Below are 17,230 nucleotides of genomic sequence, written 5' to 3'. Positions count from 1 at the left end.
GCAGAGCCCGATCAATCCTGATGAGGTAGCCACATGTATCAGTACGACGACTATGACCGGGCGCTGGTCTTCGAGCGGGTTGCGCAGTTTCGCGATCAGGTCGAACGCTTCACGGCGGGCGAGTTGAGCGAAGAGGAGTTCCTGCCGCTGCGCTTGCAGAACGGCCTGTACATGCAAAAACACGCCTACATGCTGCGCGTGGCCATTCCCTACGGCACGCTCAGCGCCCGGCAGATGCGCACACTGGCGAGCATCGCCCGGGATTACGATCGCGGCTATGGCCACTTCACCACGCGGCAGAACATGCAGTTCAACTGGATCGAACTGGCCCAGGTACCGGAGATTCTCGAGCGCCTGGCCGAGGTGGAAATGCATGCCATCCAGACCTCTGGCAACTGTGTGCGCAACATCACCACCGAAGCCTTCGCCGGGGTGGCCGCCGACGAACTGATCGACCCGCGCCCCCTGGCGGAAATCCTGCGCCAGTGGTCGACCATCAACCCGGAATTCCTGTTCCTGCCGCGCAAGTTCAAGATCGCCATCTGCTCGGCCGAGCAGGACCGCGCGGCAATCATGATGCATGACATCGGCCTCTATCTTTACCCCGGCACCGACGGACAAATGCTCCTGCGAGTCATCGTTGGCGGTGGTTTGGGGCGCACGCCCATTCTTGGTTTGCAGATTCGCGAAGGCTTGCCGTGGCAGCACTTGCTGTCCTACGTCGAGGCGGTGCTGCGGGTTTACAACCGCCACGGCCGGCGCGACAACAAGTACAAGGCGCGGATCAAGATTCTGGTCAAGGCGCTGGGCATCGAAGCCTTTGCCAGGGAAGTGGAGGAGGAGTGGCAGCACTTGAAGGATGGCCCGGCACAGTTGACCGGCGTTGAATACGAGCGTGTCGCCAGTGCCTTCGTACCACCGGATTACCGTTCGTTGTCTAACACCGATCTGGAGTTCGGCACATGCCTGGCCGAGAACCCGACCTTCGCCCGCTGGGTGTCGCGCAACGTCCAACCGCACAAGGTGCCGGGCTACGCCAGTGTGGTGCTGTCGACCAAGCCGGGCATCGCGGCACCGCCGGGCGACGTCACCGGCGAGCAAATGGACGCCGTTGCCGGGTGGTCCGAGCAGTTCGGTTTCGGCGAAATCCGCATCGCCCATGAGCAGAACATCGTCCTGCCCGACGTGCCGAAGTCGGACCTGTTCGCTCTGTGGCGCCTGGCTTGCGAGCATGGCCTCGGCAGCGCCAATGTCGGATTGCTGACTGACATCATCGCCTGTCCCGGCGGCGACTTCTGCGCCCTGGCCAACGCCAAGTCGATCCCGATTGCGCAGGGCATCCAGGCGCGCTTCGAAGACCTGGACTACCTGCATGACCTGGGCGACATCAGCCTCAACATTTCCGGATGCATGAACGCCTGCGGCCATCACCACATTGGCAACATCGGCATTCTCGGCGTCGACAAGAACGGTAGCGAGTGGTACCAGATCACCCTCGGCGGCGCCCAGGGCAAGAACAGCGCGTTGGGCAAAGTCATCGGCCCGTCCTTCAGCTCCGCCGAAGTGCCCGACGTCATCGAACGAATCATCGCCACCTTCGTGCGTTACCGCGAGAGCGAAGAACTGTTCGTCGACACCTTGCAGCGCATCGGTCTGGAGCCGTTCAAGGAAGCGGTTTATCCGAAGCTGCTGGAGGTGTCGGCATGAACAATCTGCTGCGGCTGGAGGTGGGTAAGGCGCGGATTGTCCCTGACGACCCGTGGACGTTGCTCAGGGACCCCGATGCGGGATGGCCCACAGGTCCGCTGATTCTGCCGCTGTCCCGCTGGCTGGAAGATCCGCAACAGCGCGGGGTCTGGTTGGGCCCGGACGATGAGGTGGAGTGCCTCAAGCCATGGTTTGCGCAACTGCCGCTGATTGCCCTGGATTTCCCGAGTTTCCGCGACGGACGCGCCTACAGTCAGGCGTACCTGCTGCGCACCCGACTGGGCTGGACCGGCGAATTGCGCGCGATCGGCGATGTGTTGCGTGATCAGCTCAGCCACATGCGTCAATGCGGTTTTGACAGCTTTGCCGTACGTGAAGACAAGTCCGCCGAAGATGCGCTCAAGGGGTTGGCGGGCATGAGCGTGCTGTATGGGCGCTCGGTGATTGAGCCGCGCCCGCTATTTCGACGGCGATAAGAGAAGATCAAAAGATCGCAGACTTCGGCAGCTCCTGCAGGTGGACACAGCACTGTGTAGGAGTTGCCGAAGGCTGCGATCTTTTTGCTTTGGACGGCGATCCCGTTTTGATAGAGTCCGCGCCTCACAAGGAAGTCAGCAAAGAAAGGAGTCTGGTTTGAGCGCGGGCAAGAAAATTCTGGGGCTGATCGCACTGGTGCTGATGGCGGCCCTGTGGGGCAGTTACTTCTATCTGTTTCAGGAAAACCGCAACGGGCAACTCGGGGAGTCATTCGACAGTGCTGCCTGGTGCGGAACGCCACCGGCCAGCGACGTGGCGGCCCTGGGCAAGGATTGGCTGACACTGCGCATCACCAGCAATGTGCGCGGCGAATTCATGCTCTCGGGGGCGGTCATCGTGTCCGAGCGTACCTTCGATCGTTATGACCTGGGCCGCAACGAATTGCGCCTGCGCCTGGAACCGCTGCAATGGTCTTACGGCGTCACGCCGATTTTCCTCGAGCAGGTCAGGGTCAAGCCCCTGAGTCGCAATCTCTCCTCACTCGACAAGAGCGCCTACGCCGAGCTTGAAACCCGGCCCATCGGCGTCCAGGGGAGGGCAGCAGCATTTCCGTTCGATAGCTATCGCTACGGCTACAAGCCGGTGCTGTACATCCTCAAGGGCAATGAACGGATTGACCTGAAATTCAAGCGCATCACCACCCACATGGAGATGTCCAACACCTTCACGCCGATTCAGAAGTACAACCGCGCCGAGTACATCAATGAGAAAAATTCACTGGTCCGCGAGGAGGATTACAAACCTTACGCGGCCTATGAGTGCGCCTTCAGCGTCGAGCGCAAAGGCTCGTTCAAGGTGATCGTGCTGCTGTTGTTGCTGGTGATCTGCCTGCCGCTGATGCACGTGTTCTATCGCGACGAGCCGGGTATCGATTTTCTGGCGACGCTGGTGAGTATCGGTGCGATCCGGGTGCTGTTGGTGGGGCCGTTGAATGACTTTCAGCTGTACAACATCGACTTCCTGTTCGGCGCCGCGATTTTGCTGGTGGGCACGGTGTCGTTGATCAAGGCGATGCGGGCCAACAGTCGGCGGGAGTTGGCGGCGAAGAGTGGTTCGTCCTGGTGATTGATAGGGGAGGCCGTGTCGGCGCTATCGCCGACACGGCCTCGTAGGGTGCAGTAACGAATGAATATTGATATTTATCAGAACAAAAAGTACGGCATTGGCTATACCTGTAACACCTGTTCCCCAAACTGTTGTCCACCGCCCTACAGGAGTTACAGCATGAAGCTAGCGTTAATGATGAGCACACTGTGCATTGCCTCGATCGGCGTGGTGGGCTGCACCAGCTCCAAGGTCGAGCCGGACCAGTATTCGGGGTTCCTCAAAGATTACAGTCAGCTCAAGGAAGCCAAATCCCCCTCGGGGGCGGTGGTGATGCGCTGGGTGGATCCGAAGTTCGACCTCAACAAATACAAAAGCGTGTATGTCGAACCGACCCAGATGTATCCCAAGCCTCAGCCGACCGTGAAAATCCCTCAGACCACCTTGAACGGGATTACCAGTTATTACGATCAGGCGCTCAAACGCGAGATTGGCAAATCCCTGCCTTTGGCGGCAGGCCCTGGCCCTGGTGTGATGGTGGTGCGTGCGGCCATTACCGCCGTCAGCAGCAAGACCGAAGGGCTGAAGCCTTATGAAGTGATTCCGATTGCCCTCGTCGCGGCGGCGGTCAGCACCGCGAGCGGGATTCGTGATCAGCAGACCGATCTGGCCACTGAAGCGGTGTTCCTGGATGGCGGGAACAATAAGGTGCTGGCCCAGGTGGTGCGCAAGGGCACTGGCAAACCGCTGGAAAACGAGGCTCAGGTGATGAAGGCCGATGACGTGAAAATCGTGATCGATGGCTGGGCTTCGGATTTGCATCAGTCGTTTCTGAAATTGAAATCCAAATGATGCGGTGGGGCTAAGGGCCTTTTCGCGAGCTCGCTCCTACAGTAGATCTCTGTCGCACACATAATTTGTGCTCACTGGAGATCAATTGTGGGAGCGAGCCTGCTCGCGGAGACGGTGGTCCAGTCGCAAAATCGTTCTCCGACAAACCACCGGAAAAAACCGATTCCCACTATCCCCACGTATCACCTGGCGACGGTTCTGAGCTCTGCACTCTCCTGATCCACCGTCCGGGGGCAGCAAGCCCCACTGGTAATACCTCGAGATTCCTCCCCCATGGCGGTGAAGCTTGATGGGGCGACGCTGAAATCCCGGGCGCCAACCCCACAACTGACGAACATGGACATCAGGCTGTAACCGGCTGCGCGAAGTGCAATGTGCATGGCGAAATCCTTATTGACCGAAAGTGACATTAAGGCCGGCGAACAGCGTGAATTGCGGCAAGCCTTCACCCTTGTGTTCGACGGTCCACTGCGGCTCGATGAATACATTGAGGATATTGTCCCTTGATTTCCAGACCTTGCCGGCACCCAGACCAAGGGGGATGTAATGGGTGTCATTCTTCAGGTCGAAGGTCCAGGTCGCGGTTGAGCGCAGGTACCAACCTCTCTCCAGGTTGTGAATGACAAACGGTTGCAAGGTGGCTGATTCGACATGCGGGCGGTCGTTGTCGCCTGCGAAGGAACTCTGGTATTGCACCAACGCGCCGAGCAAGCCACGGGGCGATGACTCGATCGCAATGGCCGCCAGTCCCGCTTGCCATTTGCCGGTGCCGAACTCGTCCTTATCGGCATACGGCGCAGTGATCTGCGGACCGATGCCCAACTGCACGCCCTCGGTCTTGAGCAGGAAGATATCGAGCAGATTCAGATCACCTTCACCGATGCTGTAACTCCCACCCGAATCAGGGCGAATGCTGATCGGCGCAGTGGCGCGCAGCAATTGCGGGACGCCAATGAAATCGTTGGGCGCAAGCGGCAGCGTACCGCGCACCAGCAGGTCGTTGGTGTGGATGTTGGAGTCGTAGTATTTCGGGGTGTAGTAATCCAGCAGGTTCATCCCCGGCTCGGGGTTCAATGGATTGTTGCTTTTGCTGACCATGTCGGGATCGTCCGCCTGGACACAAACCACAGATGTTAAAGAGATCGCCAAAAAAAGGGTGCGCGCTCCTGGATGCTTCGACATGATTCGCCGGTTCCTTGGTGGCTCATTGGTCAACTCGGCACTTGGCGGCCGTTACTGCGTAATCTCTTTCCTATCAAGCCTGTAGGACACGTCTGATGGACGTTAGCAGCTGCCGACGGGTTATCCAGTCGACAGGATTAATTGGTGGGTATCTGTGCACAGCTCACCCTTGGGTGAATCCGAATAAAAGGCATCTCTTTTAGTTCGGATTAGCCTTAACGATCTGTCATTTATGACAGTTCCGCGCGAGGTGCTTTTTACTGATAGTTGCAGTGGCGGATTTCAACCCACCGTCGATTATCGAGACCAAGGCCATGACTGTTGCATTCAAATCCGTATCCGCTGTTGAAAGCCCCTGGAAACAGGCCCGACTGATCATCAATGGCAAGGAGGTGCAATGGAATGGCGCTATCGTCCTGCGCCGCGACCAGGAAAACACCGTGAGCGTGGAAGTTCCACCGTCCATCGCGAGGCAGCTCTGTTTGGGCCTGGCTGAAGATGGAGGCCTGAACATCGTGGCGTCGCCTGCTTTTAAACACTGGGTGGACCCGGTTCGTGGCCGGTTTAACTGGGCACTCACACCGAGCGAAGGCAGCAGTGCTCATGTCACCTTGGTGTTTTTGAGCAGGGAAGTAACCGAGCCCTGGCCACTCCCGTGTCGGGTTATGTCACTGACCCTGTGGGATGAGGTGAAGGTCTTGTTCAACGGAGCCGAATATGATCCGGCCGGAAGCGCTTATCCAGTGCGAGGAAACCGTTACCCCGTCCAAATACAGCCACTGGCCGGTAGTCCATCCATCAACCTCAACGCGGTCGTGGTTTGGGGAATACCCCCCACAGGACTGGACGTGACCCTCGAACCATCGCCCGGCGAATCCAAAGTCCTGGAAGCGCAAGGCGCTTCCTGGGATCTGGTGTGTGGCAACACCCGGGATAGCAAGTTTTCGATGATCGTGTATCTGGAGGACGACCCCGAAATCCGTCTTGAAATAGCGTTGGAACTGGGAAATCACGATCTTGTTTTGTATCTGACGACGATTCTCAAGGGGACCGCTGGCAATCGAATAACACTGACGACTTTTTCCCAGGTTCCGCCGTTCCGACGTGTACCCGGCGTGGCTATCCAGTGGAGTTGGCGAGGTGGAGCGCTCTTGACTGGCGTCACCAGCAACCTGGGCGCCAGCTCCGTGGAGTTTGATGCGAGGGAAGTGAACGGGCCGGTTTCAGTGGAAACCTATGTGCTTGGCCAGCCTCATTCAGCAAAAACCATTGTAATTTGAACCTTGGTTTGTCCATAGCAGGATGATTGACGGTTTTCGGAGCGCCGGACCCCGAAAACCGTTACAGGCACTCAGCGCTTGTTCATCTGCTCACGTTGCCGCTCCTCCTGCTCCCGCAGCTCCGGCGTGAATTCGGCACCGAAATCCTCGGCCTCAAACACCTGGCGAATCTCGATTTCGGCTTCGGTACCCGGCATCGGGTTGGGGCAGCGTTTGACCCACTCGATTGCTTCGTCCTTCGACTTCACCTGCCACAGCCAGTAACCGGCGATCAGCTCTTTTGTTTCGACAAACGGGCCGTCAATCACTGTGCGTCTGTCGCCCGAAAAACGTACGCGGGCGCCCTGGCTACTCGGGTGCAAACCTTCGCCTGCCAACATGATCCCGGCCTTGACCAGTTCCTCGTTGTAATTGCCCATCGCGGTCAGCAGTTCTTTACTGGGCATCACGCCAGCCTCGGAATCCGGGCTGGCTTTGACAATGATCATGAATCGCATGGTGGTGTGTCCTCTGGATTTGAATGATTCACTGTATGGTCGATTGGTGATTTGCCAAATCGACAACGTTTCAAAAAAACGTCGTTTTAACGGGATTCGGTCGATTAATTTTCGACATTCATTCCGTCATTAATATGTCCCGAGAAGTCGGCGACCGGCATTCCATAGGCGAAATGCTCAGGGGCCAGTGGCTGCCTTCCTCATCGGCAAATATGTACCCGGCGAAATTGAGGCCATTAGGGGCGAGGTGATCAGCCTCTGCACGTTCCTGATTTGTGCGCCGCAATACCGCACCTACCGGATCCCCACAGGCTTTTTTCTCTGCAAGGGTTGTATCCAGTCTCTGCGACGACCCTTCACAATTTGTATCCGCCCATAGGTCGTCAGCCCGTTTCGTGGTTAACTTCGGCCTCTTCAAAATTCTCCACACCAACGTTCAGAAGGACTCCTTTCATGGCTCAAGTCACTCTTAAAGGCAACCCGGTTCAAGTCAACGGCCAACTGCCACAAGCCGGTTCCAAGGCGCCAGCCTTTTCCCTGGTTGCCGGCAATCTGTCCGACGTGACCCTGGCGAGCTTCGCCGGCAAGCGCAAAGTGCTGAACATCTTCCCAAGCGTCGACACCCCGACCTGCGCCACGTCGGTGCGCAAGTTCAACGCCCAGGCCAACGATGTCGCCAACACCGTGGTGCTGTGCATCTCCGCTGACCTGCCGTTCGCTCAGGCCCGTTTCTGCGGCGCGGAAGGCCTGGAAAACGTGCAGAACCTGTCGACCCTGCGCGGTGCCGAATTCATCGAGAACTACGGCGTTGCCATTGCCGACGGCCCACTCAAAGGCCTGACCGCCCGTGCCGTTGTGGTACTGGACGAGAACGACAACGTGCTGCACAGCGAGCTGGTCAAGGAAATCGCTGAAGAGCCAAACTACGAAGCCGCACTTGCCGTTCTGAAATAAGCAGTTCATTACAATTGTTAACGGCCTGGCCCTGTCCAGGCCGTTTTCATTTGTGCTTCAGTGTCTTAGATAAATCTCCTGTTACGTAAGCCGAAGGTAAATTGCCGGTAAAGGCGCTTTGCTAAATACCCGCCAGTGCTTATCGTTCAGCCTCCCGTAGAAGAAGCCCACGCGCCCAATGGTTGATCATTCAATGCAATCCTCCGCTTCCCGTAGTCCTCGTCGCTGGCTGTTCGGCCTGCTTGTCCTGTTGGTCATCGCTGGCCTGTGCTGGAAATTCTGGCCCGGCAGCGCTGCGCCAAAAGAAGGTGCAGGACAAAAAGCCGTGGCGGGGCATACCGGTCGTTCGGGCGGCATGCGTCCGGGTTTCGGGGGCGCGACGGGGCCGGTTCCGGTGCGTGTCGCGCCAGCGGTCAAAGGCGACTTCCCGCTGTACTACAAGGCGCTGGGCACCGTGACGGCGCTGAACACCATCAATGTGCGCAGCCGGGTGGGCGGCGAGCTGATCAAGGTGTCATTCGAAGAAGGGCAGATGGTCAAGGCCGGCGATCTGCTGGCTGAAATCGACCCGCGTCCTTACCAGAACGCCTTGCTGCAGGCCGAAGGCACCTTGCTGCAAAACCAGGCGCAACTGAAGAACGCTCAAGTCGATGTCGAACGTTATCGCGGGCTGTACCGTGAAGACAGCATCGCCAAGCAAACCCTGGACACCGCCGAAGCGCTGGTCGGCCAGTATCAGGGCACGGTCAAGACCAATCAGGCGGCGGTCAATGACGCCAAGCTCAATCTCGAATTCACCAGGATCCGCGCGCCGATTACCGGTCGTGTGGGCCTGCGTCAGCTCGACGTCGGCAACCTGGTGGCCGCCAATGACACCACGGCGCTGGCGATCATCACCCAGACCCAACCGATCAACGTTGCCTTCACCTTGCCGGAAAACAGCCTCGACGTGGTGCTGGCCCGCTATCGCAGTGGCGCCAAACTGCCCGCCGAAGCCTGGGACCGTGGCGACACCAAAATGCAAGCCACCGGTGTGTTGCAGAGCCTCGACAACCAGATCGACGTCACCACCGGCACCCTGAAATTCAAGGCTCGCTACGAAAACCGCGATCAGGCGTTGTTCCCCAATCAGTTCGTCAACGTCCACCTGCTCGCCGACACGCTCAAAGACGTGGTACTCGCGCCTTCGGCAGCCATCCAGTTTGGCACCAATGGCACGTTCGTCTATGCAATGGATGGCGACAAGAAGGTCACGATCCGTCAGTTGAAAGTCGGCGCCAGCGACGGTGAAAACACCGTAGTCACCGAAGGCCTGACCGCCGGCGATCGCGTAGTCCTCGAAGGCACCGACCGCCTGAAGGAAGGCAGTGAAGTAGAAGTGGTCAATGACACCAAGGACGTGCCGACCTCTCCGACCGGGCACCTGCAGGGCAAACCGGCGGCCAGCGCGACTGATCCGGCGACCACCGACAAGGCGAAAAAGGGCGGCGCATGAACATCTCGCGGCTGTTCATCCTTCGCCCGGTCGCCACGACCCTGAGCATGCTGGCCATTATTCTGGCCGGCGTCATTGCCTATCGGCTGTTGCCGGTGTCGGCCTTGCCCCAGGTCGATTACCCGACCATTCGCGTCATGACCCTTTATCCCGGCGCCAGCCCGGACGTCATGACCAGCGCCGTGACCGCGCCGCTCGAGCGTCAGTTCGGGCAGATGCCCGGCCTGACCCAGATGGCCTCGACCAGTTCCGGTGGCGCCTCGGTGCTGACCCTGCGGTTCAGCCTCGACATCAACATGGACGTCGCCGAGCAGCAGGTGCAGGCCGCGATCAACGCCGCCACCAATCTGCTACCCAAGGACCTGCCCGCGCCGCCGGTGTACAACAAGGTCAACCCGGCGGACACCCCGGTGCTGACCCTGGCGATCACGTCCAAGACCATGTTGCTGCCCAAGCTCAATGACCTGGTCGATACGCGCATGGCACAGAAAATCGCCCAGATCAGCGGCGTCGGCATGGTCAGCATTGCCGGCGGCCAGCGTCAGGCGGTACGGATCAAGGTCAACCCCGAAGCCCTGGCGGCCAACGGTTTGAACCTGTCGGACGTGCGCACCTTGATCGGTGCCTCCAACGTCAACCAGCCCAAGGGCAACTTCGACGGTCCGACCCGGGTCTCGATGCTCGATGCAAACGATCAACTGACCTCGCCCAAGGATTACGCCAACCTGATCCTGGCCTACGCCAACGGTGCGCCATTGCGGCTCAAGGACGTGGCGGAAATCGTCGACGGAGCGGAGAACGAACGTCTGGCGGCGTGGGCCAACGAAAACCAGGCCGTGTTGCTGAACATCCAGCGCCAGCCCGGCGCCAACGTCATCGAAGTGGTCGACCGGATCAAGGCGTTGCTGCCGAGCATCACGGATAACCTGCCGGCCGGCCTCGACGTCACTGTGCTGACCGACCGCACCCAGACCATCCGTGCGTCCGTCACCGACGTACAACACGAATTGCTGATCGCCATCGCGCTGGTGGTGATGGTGACGTTCCTGTTCCTGCGGCGCGCCAGTGCCACGATCATTCCTTCGGTGGCCGTGCCGCTGTCGTTGATCGGCACCTTCGGCGTGATGTACCTCGCCGGTTTTTCGGTCAATAACCTGACCCTGATGGCCCTGACCATCGCCACCGGTTTTGTGGTGGACGATGCGATCGTCATGCTGGAGAACATTTCCCGGTTTATCGAAGAGGGTGACAGCCCGTTGAACGCGGCGCTCAAGGGCGCCAAGCAGATCGGCTTTACCCTGATTTCCCTGACCTTGTCGCTGATCGCTGTACTGATCCCGTTGCTGTTCATGGCCGACGTGGTGGGGCGTTTGTTCCGCGAGTTTGCGATCACGTTGGCGGTGGCGATCCTGATTTCCCTGGTCGTCTCGCTGACCCTGACACCGATGATGTGCGCGCGACTGCTCAAGCGCGAACCCAAGGAAGAAGAACAGGGCCGTTTCTACCGGGCCAGCGGTGCCACAATTGATTGGATGATCGCGGCTTACGGGCGCAAGTTAAAGTGGGTTCTCAAGCATCAACCGCTGACGTTGCTGGTGGCGATCGGCACCCTGGCGCTGACTGTATTCCTTTACATGCTCGTGCCGAAGGGGTTCTTTCCGGTGCAGGACACTGGCGTCATTCAGGGCATTTCCGAGGCGCCGCAGTCGATTTCCTTTGCAGCAATGAGCGAGCGGCAACAGGAACTGGCCAAGGTGATCCTGGCGGATCCGGCCGTAGAGAGTCTGTCTTCCTATATTGGCGTCGATGGCGATAACTCGACGTTGAACAGCGGTCGTTTGCTGATCAACCTCAAGTCCCACAGCAACCGCGATTTGAGCGCCACCGAAGTGATTGCCCGCCTGCAACCGGAACTGGACAAGCTGGTCGGCATTCGTCTGTTCATGCAGCCGGTTCAGGACCTGACCATCGAAGACCGCGTAAGCCGTACGCAGTACCAATTCAGCATGTCGTCGCCGGATTCCGAGTTGCTCAACCTGTGGAGTGGTCGTTTGGTGGAAGCACTGGCCCAACGGCCGGAGCTGACCGATGTTGCCAGTGATTTGCAGGACAAAGGGCTGCAGGTCTACCTGGTGATCGACCGTGATGCGGCGTCGCGGGTCGGGGTGTCGGTGTCGAACATTACCGACGCGCTGTACGACGCGTTCGGTCAGCGGCAGATTTCCACCATTTACACCCAGGCCAGCCAGTACCGCGTAGTGCTGCAATCGCAGTCCGGCGAGAAGATCGGCCCGGATGCGCTGAACCAGATTCACGTCAAGACCACCGATGGCGGGCAAGTGCGCCTGTCCAGCCTGGCGCACATAGAGGAACGTCAGGCGCAGCTCGCGATCACTCACATCGGCCAGTTCCCGGCGGTGATGATGTCCTTCAACCTTGCGCCCGGCGTGGCGCTGGGGCATGCGGTGGAAATCATCGAGCAAGTGCAGAAAGACATCGGCATGCCGATTGGCGTACAGACCCAGTTTCAGGGCGCGGCCGAAGCGTTCCAGGCGTCGTTGTCGAGCACGTTGCTGCTGATTCTGGCAGCGGTGGTGACCATGTACATCGTGCTCGGCGTGCTCTATGAGAGCTACATCCACCCGATCACCATTCTCTCGACCTTGCCGTCCGCGGCGGTCGGCGCCTTGCTGGCGTTGCTGTTGAGTGGCAATGACCTGGGGATGATCGCGATCATCGGCATCATCCTGCTGATCGGTATCGTGAAGAAGAACGCGATCATGATGATCGACTTCGCCCTCGACGCCGAGCGCAATCAGGGCATGGACCCGGAGACGGCGATCTATCAGGCAGCGCTGCTGCGCTTCCGGCCGATCCTGATGACCACGCTGGCGGCATTGTTCGGTGCCGTGCCGTTGATGCTGGCCACCGGTTCCGGCGCTGAGCTGCGTCAGCCCCTGGGTCTGGTGATGGTCGGTGGTTTGTTGGTCAGCCAGGTGCTGACGTTGTTCACCACACCGGTCATTTACCTCTACTTCGACCGCCTCGGTCGGCGCTGGGGCCGTCAGGCTGATCCCGTGGAAGTGGTCGAACAGCCATGAACCTCTCCGGACCTTTCATCAAGCGCCCGGTCGCAACGATGTTGCTGAGCCTGGCGATCATGCTGCTGGGCGGGGTGAGCTTCGGCTTGCTGCCGGTGTCACCGCTGCCGCAAATGGACTTCCCGGTGATCGTGGTCCAGGCCAGTCTGCCGGGCGCGAGCCCGGAGGTGATGGCTTCGACCGTGGCTACACCGCTCGAACATTCCTTCGGCGCCATCGCCGGGGTCAACACCATGAGCAGCCGTTCCAGCCAGGGCTCGACCCGGGTGATTCTGCAGTTCGACCTTGATCGCGACATCAACGGCGCGGCGCGCGAAGTGCAAGCGGCGATCAACGCCTCGCGCAACCTGCTGCCAAGCGGGATGCGCAGCATGCCGACCTACAAGAAGGTCAACCCGTCCCAGGCGCCGATCATGGTGCTGTCGTTGACCTCGGATGTGCTGGAAAAGGGCCAGCTCTACGATTTGGCCTCGACGATCCTGTCCCAGAGCCTGTCCCAGGTGCAGGGCGTAGGTGAAGTACAGATCGGTGGCAGCTCCCTGCCGGCGGTGCGGATCGAACTCGAACCCCAGGCGCTCAACCAGTACGGCGTGGCGCTGGACGATGTGCGCAACACCGTCGCCAATGCCAACGTGCGTCGGCCGAAAGGCTCGGTCGAAGACGGTCAGCGGTTGTGGCAGGTCCAGGCCAACGATCAGCTGGAAAAAGCCAAGGACTACGAGTCGCTGATCATTCACTACAACGGCGGTGCAGCACTGCGGTTGAAGGATGTGGCCAAGGTCAGCGACGGCGTCGAGGACCGTTACAACAGCGGTTTCTTCAACAATGACGCGGCGGTCTTGCTGGTGATCAACCGTCAGGCCGGCGCCAACATCATCGAGACGGTCAACGAGATCAAGGCTCAGCTCCCGGCACTGCAAGCCGTACTGCCGGCCAGCGTCAAGCTGAACCTGGCCATGGACCGCTCGCCGGTGATCAAGGCGACCCTGCACGAAGCGGAAATGACCCTGCTGATCGCCGTGGCGCTGGTGATCCTGGTGGTGTTCCTGTTTCTCGGTAACTTCCGCGCCTCGCTGATTCCGACCCTTGCGGTACCGGTGTCGCTGGTGGGCACCTTCGCGGTGATGTACCTGTACGGATTTTCCCTGAACAACCTGTCGCTGATGGCGCTGATCCTGGCCACCGGGCTGGTGGTGGACGACGCCATCGTGGTGCTGGAGAACATCACCCGGCACATCGACGAAGGCGTGCCGCCGATGAAGGCCGCTTACCTCGGGGCGCAGGAAGTCGGTTTCACGCTGCTGTCGATGAACGTCTCGCTGGTCGCAGTGTTCCTGTCGATCCTGTTCATGGGCGGGATCATCGAAAGCCTGTTCCGTGAGTTTTCCATCACCCTGGCCGCGTCCATCGTGGTGTCGTTGGTGGTCTCGCTGACCCTGACACCGATGCTCTGCGCCCGTTGGCTGAAGCCGCATACGCCGGGTGAGGAAAACCGCCTGCAACGCTGGAGCCACCGCGCCAACGAGTGGATGGTCGCTAAATACGCCACCAGCCTGGATTGGGTGTTGCGTCACCGTCGCCTGACCTTGCTCAGCCTTATCGTGACAGTTGGCGTTAACATTGCGCTGTATGTCGTTGTTCCTAAAACATTCATGCCCCAGCAAGACACCGGTCAACTGATCGGTTTTGTGCGGGGCGACGACGGTCTGTCGTTCAGCGTCATGCAGCCGAAAATGGAAACGTTCCGCCGCGCTGTACTCAAGGATGAAGCGGTGGAAAGCGTCGCCGGCTTCATCGGTGGCACCAACGGCACCAACAACGCCTTCATGCTGGTACGCCTGAAACCGATCAAGGAGCGGGGCGTTTCTGCGCAAAAAGTCATCGAGCGCCTGCGCAAGGAAATGCCCAAGGTCGCCGGCGCGCAGTTGATGCTGATGGCGGATCAGGACCTGCAATTTGGCGGCGGCCGCGAGCAGACCACCTCGCAGTATTCCTACATCCTGCAAAGCGCCGACCTTGGCGAACTGCGCCAGTGGTATCCGAAGGTGGTGACCGCGCTCAAGGCGTTGCCGGAGCTGACCGCGATTGACGCCCGTGAAGGACGCGGGGCGCAGCAGGTGACCTTGATCGTCGATCGCGACCAGGCCAAACGCCTGGGGGTCGACATGGACATGGTCACCGCCGTCCTGAACAACGCCTACAGCCAGCGACAGATTTCAACCATCTACGACAGCCTCAACCAATATCAGGTGGTGATGGAGGTCAATCCGAAGTACGCCCAGGACCCGATCACCCTCAAGCAGGTTCAGGTAATCACCGCCGATGGCGCGCGGATTCCGCTGTCGACCATCGCCCATTACGAAAACAGCCTGGAGGACGACCGTGTCAGCCACGAAGGTCAGTTCGCCTCCGAGAGCATTTCCTTCGACATGGCTGAAGGCGTGACGGTGGAGCAGGGCACTGCGGCCATCGAACGGGCGATTGCCAAGCTCGGCATGCCGGAAGACGTGATCGTGAAAATGGCCGGCACCGCCGACGCCTTCGCCGCGACCCAGAAAAGCCAGCCGTGGATGATTCTTGGCGCGCTGGTGGCGGTGTATCTGGTGCTGGGTGTGTTGTATGAAAGCTACATCCATCCACTGACCATTCTCTCGACCTTGCCGTCGGCCGGGGTCGGCGCGTTGCTGTCGATCTATGCGCTGGGCGGTGAGTTCAGCCTGATCTCGTTGCTCGGGCTGTTTTTGCTGATCGGCGTGGTGAAGAAAAACGCCATTCTGATGATCGACCTCGCATTGCAACTTGAGCGGCATCAGGGCCTGGAACCGCTGGCGTCGATTCGCAGCGCTTGCCTGCAACGTCTGCGTCCGATTCTGATGACCACGCTGGCCGCGATCCTCGGTGCCTTGCCGCTGCTACTGAGCCGTGCCGAAGGTGCGGAAATGCGTCAACCACTGGGCCTGACCATCATTGGCGGGTTGATTTTCAGTCAGGTCCTGACGCTTTACACCACCCCGGTGGTTTACCTCTATCTCGACAAACTGCGCCATCGCTTCAACCACTGGCGTGGGGTGCGTACCGATGCTGCCCTGGAAACTCCGCTATGACTGACCGTTCGCTAATCAACCTGTCCGCACCGCTGATCACGGCCCGAGGCTCGCGCCTGTTGAGCCTGTCGCTGTGCGTTGCGCTGCTCAGTGCCTGCGCCATCGGCCCGGATTACCAGCGCCCGCCAACCGCTGCGCCGGTGCAGTACAAGGAAGCGGCCGGTTGGCGTCAGGCCAATCCGAGCGATTCCCTGGCCCGCGGTGCGTGGTGGGAATTGTATGGCGATCAACAATTGAATGGCCTGATCGAGAAACTCAACAGCGCCAACCAGACGGTTGCCCAGTCCGAAGCCCAATACCGTCAAGCCCAGGCGTTGGTGCGCAGTGCTCGCGGTGCGTTTTTTCCGACCGTGGACCTGACGGTCGGGAAAAACCGCTCCAGCCAGGGCACCGGCAGCAGCAGTTCGAGCCTGACCAGTTCCTCCAGTGGTATCCGCGACACCTATACCGCACAGGCAGGGGTCAGTTGGGAGGCCGACGTCTGGGGCAAGCTGCGCCGCGGGCTGGAAGCCGACACCGCCAATGCCGAGGCGAGTTTTGCCGATCTGGCGGCGATGCGGTTGAGCCAGCAGTCGGAACTGGTGCAGAACTACCTGCAATTGCGCGTGATCGATGAGCAGAAACGTCTGCTGCAAGCCACGGTCGAGGCCTATCAACGCTCGCTGAAAATGACCGAAAACCAGTACCGCGCCGGTGTTTCCGGCAAAGATGCGGTGGCCCAGGCCACCACCCAGCTCAAGAGCACCGAGGCCGAACTGGTCGATCTGATCTGGCAGCGTGCGCAGTTCGAGAACGCCATTGCCGTGCTGATCGGGTTGCCGCCGGCCGAGTTCAGCCTCGCGGAATCCGCGGATATCCCGATGCTGCCCGAGGTGCCGCTGAACCTGCCTTCGCAGTTATTGGAACGCCGCCCGGACATCGCCTCCGCCGAACGCTCGGTCATGGCCGCCAACGCTAACATCGGTGTGGCCAAGGCCGCTTATTACCCGGACCTGACGTTGAGTTTGAATGGCGGTTACAGCAGCAGCACCACTTCGAACTGGATCAGTGTGCCAAACCGCTTCTGGTCGGTCGGCCCGCAACTGGCGATGACCTTGTTCGACGGCGGCCAACGCTCGGCGGAAGTCGACCGCAGCGAAGCAGCCTACGACGAAACCGTCGCCAAGTACCGCCAGACCGTGCTCGACGGCTTCCGCGAGGTGGAGAATTATCTGGTCCAGCTCAAGGTCCTGGAGAACGAATCGGCCGTGCGTCAGCAGGCCCTGGACGCGGCGCGTGAGTCCTTGCGCCTGACCCGGAATCAGTACAAGGCCGGGTTGATCGCTTATCTGGATGTAGTGGTCGTGCAAGCCACAGCGCTGAACAACGAACGCAACATGCTGGATTTGTTGCAGAGCCGCTTGATTGCCAGCGTGCAGTTGATTGCGGCGCTGGGTGGCGGATGGGATGGCCAGCTCGACCGTAACTTGTAGGTCAC

At 59.8% G+C, this 17,230-nt stretch carries 12 protein-coding genes; 10 read left to right on the top strand and 2 right to left on the bottom strand.

Annotated elements, in window-relative coordinates; translation table 11 throughout:
* Window positions 1-33: 33 nt before the first annotated feature.
* From ACM1ZW_RS26265 to ACM1ZW_RS26250, 4 genes are all read left to right on the top strand, one after another.
* Window positions 34-1,707, top strand: a complete 1,674-nt coding sequence (locus tag ACM1ZW_RS26265) for a nitrite/sulfite reductase (protein ID WP_017338475.1) — start codon at window positions 34-36, stop codon at window positions 1,705-1,707.
* Entirely contained in the window at window positions 1,704-2,183 is a 480-nt protein-coding gene (locus tag ACM1ZW_RS26260) for a DUF934 domain-containing protein (protein ID WP_017338476.1), read from the top strand. The genes ACM1ZW_RS26265 and ACM1ZW_RS26260 overlap by 4 nt, the downstream gene beginning before the upstream one ends.
* 157 nt (window positions 2,184-2,340) lie before the next feature.
* Window positions 2,341-3,309, top strand: coding sequence for a hypothetical protein (locus tag ACM1ZW_RS26255; RefSeq protein WP_416739680.1), 969 nt, complete (start codon window positions 2,341-2,343; stop codon window positions 3,307-3,309).
* A 159-nt stretch (window positions 3,310-3,468) separates the two neighbouring features.
* Complete coding sequence (locus ACM1ZW_RS26250) at window positions 3,469-4,140, top strand: DUF3313 domain-containing protein (RefSeq protein WP_416739679.1); 672 nt, start codon at window positions 3,469-3,471, stop codon at window positions 4,138-4,140.
* A 390-nt stretch (window positions 4,141-4,530) separates the two neighbouring features.
* On the opposite strand, the gene ACM1ZW_RS26245 is transcribed toward ACM1ZW_RS26250, so the two are convergent.
* Window positions 4,531-5,322 carry a hypothetical protein gene (locus ACM1ZW_RS26245; RefSeq protein WP_416739678.1) on the bottom strand — a complete coding sequence of 264 codons (792 nt, stop codon included), beginning with the start codon at window positions 5,320-5,322 and terminating at the stop codon, window positions 4,531-4,533.
* A gap of 314 nt (window positions 5,323-5,636) precedes the next feature.
* On the opposite strand from ACM1ZW_RS26245, the gene ACM1ZW_RS26240 reads away from it, so the two are divergent.
* Window positions 5,637-6,602, top strand: a complete 966-nt coding sequence (locus ACM1ZW_RS26240) for a hypothetical protein (protein WP_416739677.1) — start codon at window positions 5,637-5,639, stop codon at window positions 6,600-6,602.
* 71 nt (window positions 6,603-6,673) lie between these two features.
* On the opposite strand, the gene ACM1ZW_RS26235 is transcribed toward ACM1ZW_RS26240, so the two are convergent.
* A complete protein-coding gene (locus ACM1ZW_RS26235; RefSeq protein ID WP_017338482.1) occupies window positions 6,674-7,099 on the bottom strand; it encodes a YciI family protein in 426 nt (141 codons plus the stop codon).
* A gap of 453 nt (window positions 7,100-7,552) precedes the next feature.
* Here ACM1ZW_RS26235 and tpx point away from each other — a divergent pair, with 453 nt between their 5' ends.
* The 5 genes from tpx to ACM1ZW_RS26210 all read left to right on the top strand — a co-directional run bounded on the left by tpx (window position 7,553) and on the right by ACM1ZW_RS26210 (window position 17,225).
* Entirely contained in the window at window positions 7,553-8,053 is a 501-nt protein-coding gene (gene tpx / locus ACM1ZW_RS26230) for a thiol peroxidase (RefSeq protein WP_008030203.1), read from the top strand.
* A 178-nt stretch (window positions 8,054-8,231) separates the two neighbouring features.
* Window positions 8,232-9,548: an MdtA/MuxA family multidrug efflux RND transporter periplasmic adaptor subunit gene (locus ACM1ZW_RS26225; protein ID WP_414878241.1), complete on the top strand. Its 1,317-nt coding sequence runs from the start codon at window positions 8,232-8,234 to the stop codon at window positions 9,546-9,548.
* A complete protein-coding gene (locus ACM1ZW_RS26220; RefSeq protein ID WP_416739676.1) occupies window positions 9,545-12,649 on the top strand; it encodes an MdtB/MuxB family multidrug efflux RND transporter permease subunit in 3,105 nt (1,034 codons plus the stop codon). Before ACM1ZW_RS26225 ends, ACM1ZW_RS26220 begins: the two co-directional genes overlap by 4 nt.
* Window positions 12,646-15,753 (top strand): efflux RND transporter permease subunit, encoded by a 3,108-nt coding sequence (locus ACM1ZW_RS26215; protein ID WP_416739675.1) that lies wholly within the window; start codon window positions 12,646-12,648, stop codon window positions 15,751-15,753. Before ACM1ZW_RS26220 ends, ACM1ZW_RS26215 begins: the two co-directional genes overlap by 4 nt.
* Window positions 15,750-17,225: an efflux transporter outer membrane subunit gene (locus ACM1ZW_RS26210; protein WP_017338486.1), complete on the top strand. Its 1,476-nt coding sequence runs from the start codon at window positions 15,750-15,752 to the stop codon at window positions 17,223-17,225. Before ACM1ZW_RS26215 ends, ACM1ZW_RS26210 begins: the two co-directional genes overlap by 4 nt.
* The last annotated feature ends 5 nt before the right edge of the window (window positions 17,226-17,230 follow it).

The sequence above is a fragment of the Pseudomonas sp. NFX71 genome (assembly GCF_048079215.1).
Classification (GTDB): Bacteria; Pseudomonadota; Gammaproteobacteria; order Pseudomonadales; family Pseudomonadaceae; genus Aquipseudomonas; species Aquipseudomonas fluorescens_B.
Note: the sequence above shows the minus strand (reverse complement) of the source record. Positions and strands in the feature narration are given on the sequence as shown.

Coding starts and splice junctions, on each gene's coding strand:
- ACM1ZW_RS26265 (WP_017338475.1), top strand. CDS start 34: ATGTATCAGTACGACGACTATGACCGGGCGCTGGTCTTCGAGCGGGTT.
- ACM1ZW_RS26260 (WP_017338476.1), top strand. CDS start 1,704: ATGAACAATCTGCTGCGGCTGGAGGTGGGTAAGGCGCGGATTGTCCCT.
- ACM1ZW_RS26250 (WP_416739679.1), top strand. CDS start 3,469: ATGAAGCTAGCGTTAATGATGAGCACACTGTGCATTGCCTCGATCGGC.
- ACM1ZW_RS26245 (WP_416739678.1), bottom strand. CDS start 5,322: ATGTCGAAGCATCCAGGAGCGCGCACCCTTTTTTTGGCGATCTCTTTA.
- ACM1ZW_RS26240 (WP_416739677.1), top strand. CDS start 5,637: ATGACTGTTGCATTCAAATCCGTATCCGCTGTTGAAAGCCCCTGGAAA.
- ACM1ZW_RS26235 (WP_017338482.1), bottom strand. CDS start 7,099: ATGCGATTCATGATCATTGTCAAAGCCAGCCCGGATTCCGAGGCTGGC.
- tpx (WP_008030203.1), top strand. CDS start 7,553: ATGGCTCAAGTCACTCTTAAAGGCAACCCGGTTCAAGTCAACGGCCAA.
- ACM1ZW_RS26225 (WP_414878241.1), top strand. CDS start 8,232: ATGGTTGATCATTCAATGCAATCCTCCGCTTCCCGTAGTCCTCGTCGC.
- ACM1ZW_RS26220 (WP_416739676.1), top strand. CDS start 9,545: ATGAACATCTCGCGGCTGTTCATCCTTCGCCCGGTCGCCACGACCCTG.
- ACM1ZW_RS26215 (WP_416739675.1), top strand. CDS start 12,646: ATGAACCTCTCCGGACCTTTCATCAAGCGCCCGGTCGCAACGATGTTG.
- ACM1ZW_RS26210 (WP_017338486.1), top strand. CDS start 15,750: ATGACTGACCGTTCGCTAATCAACCTGTCCGCACCGCTGATCACGGCC.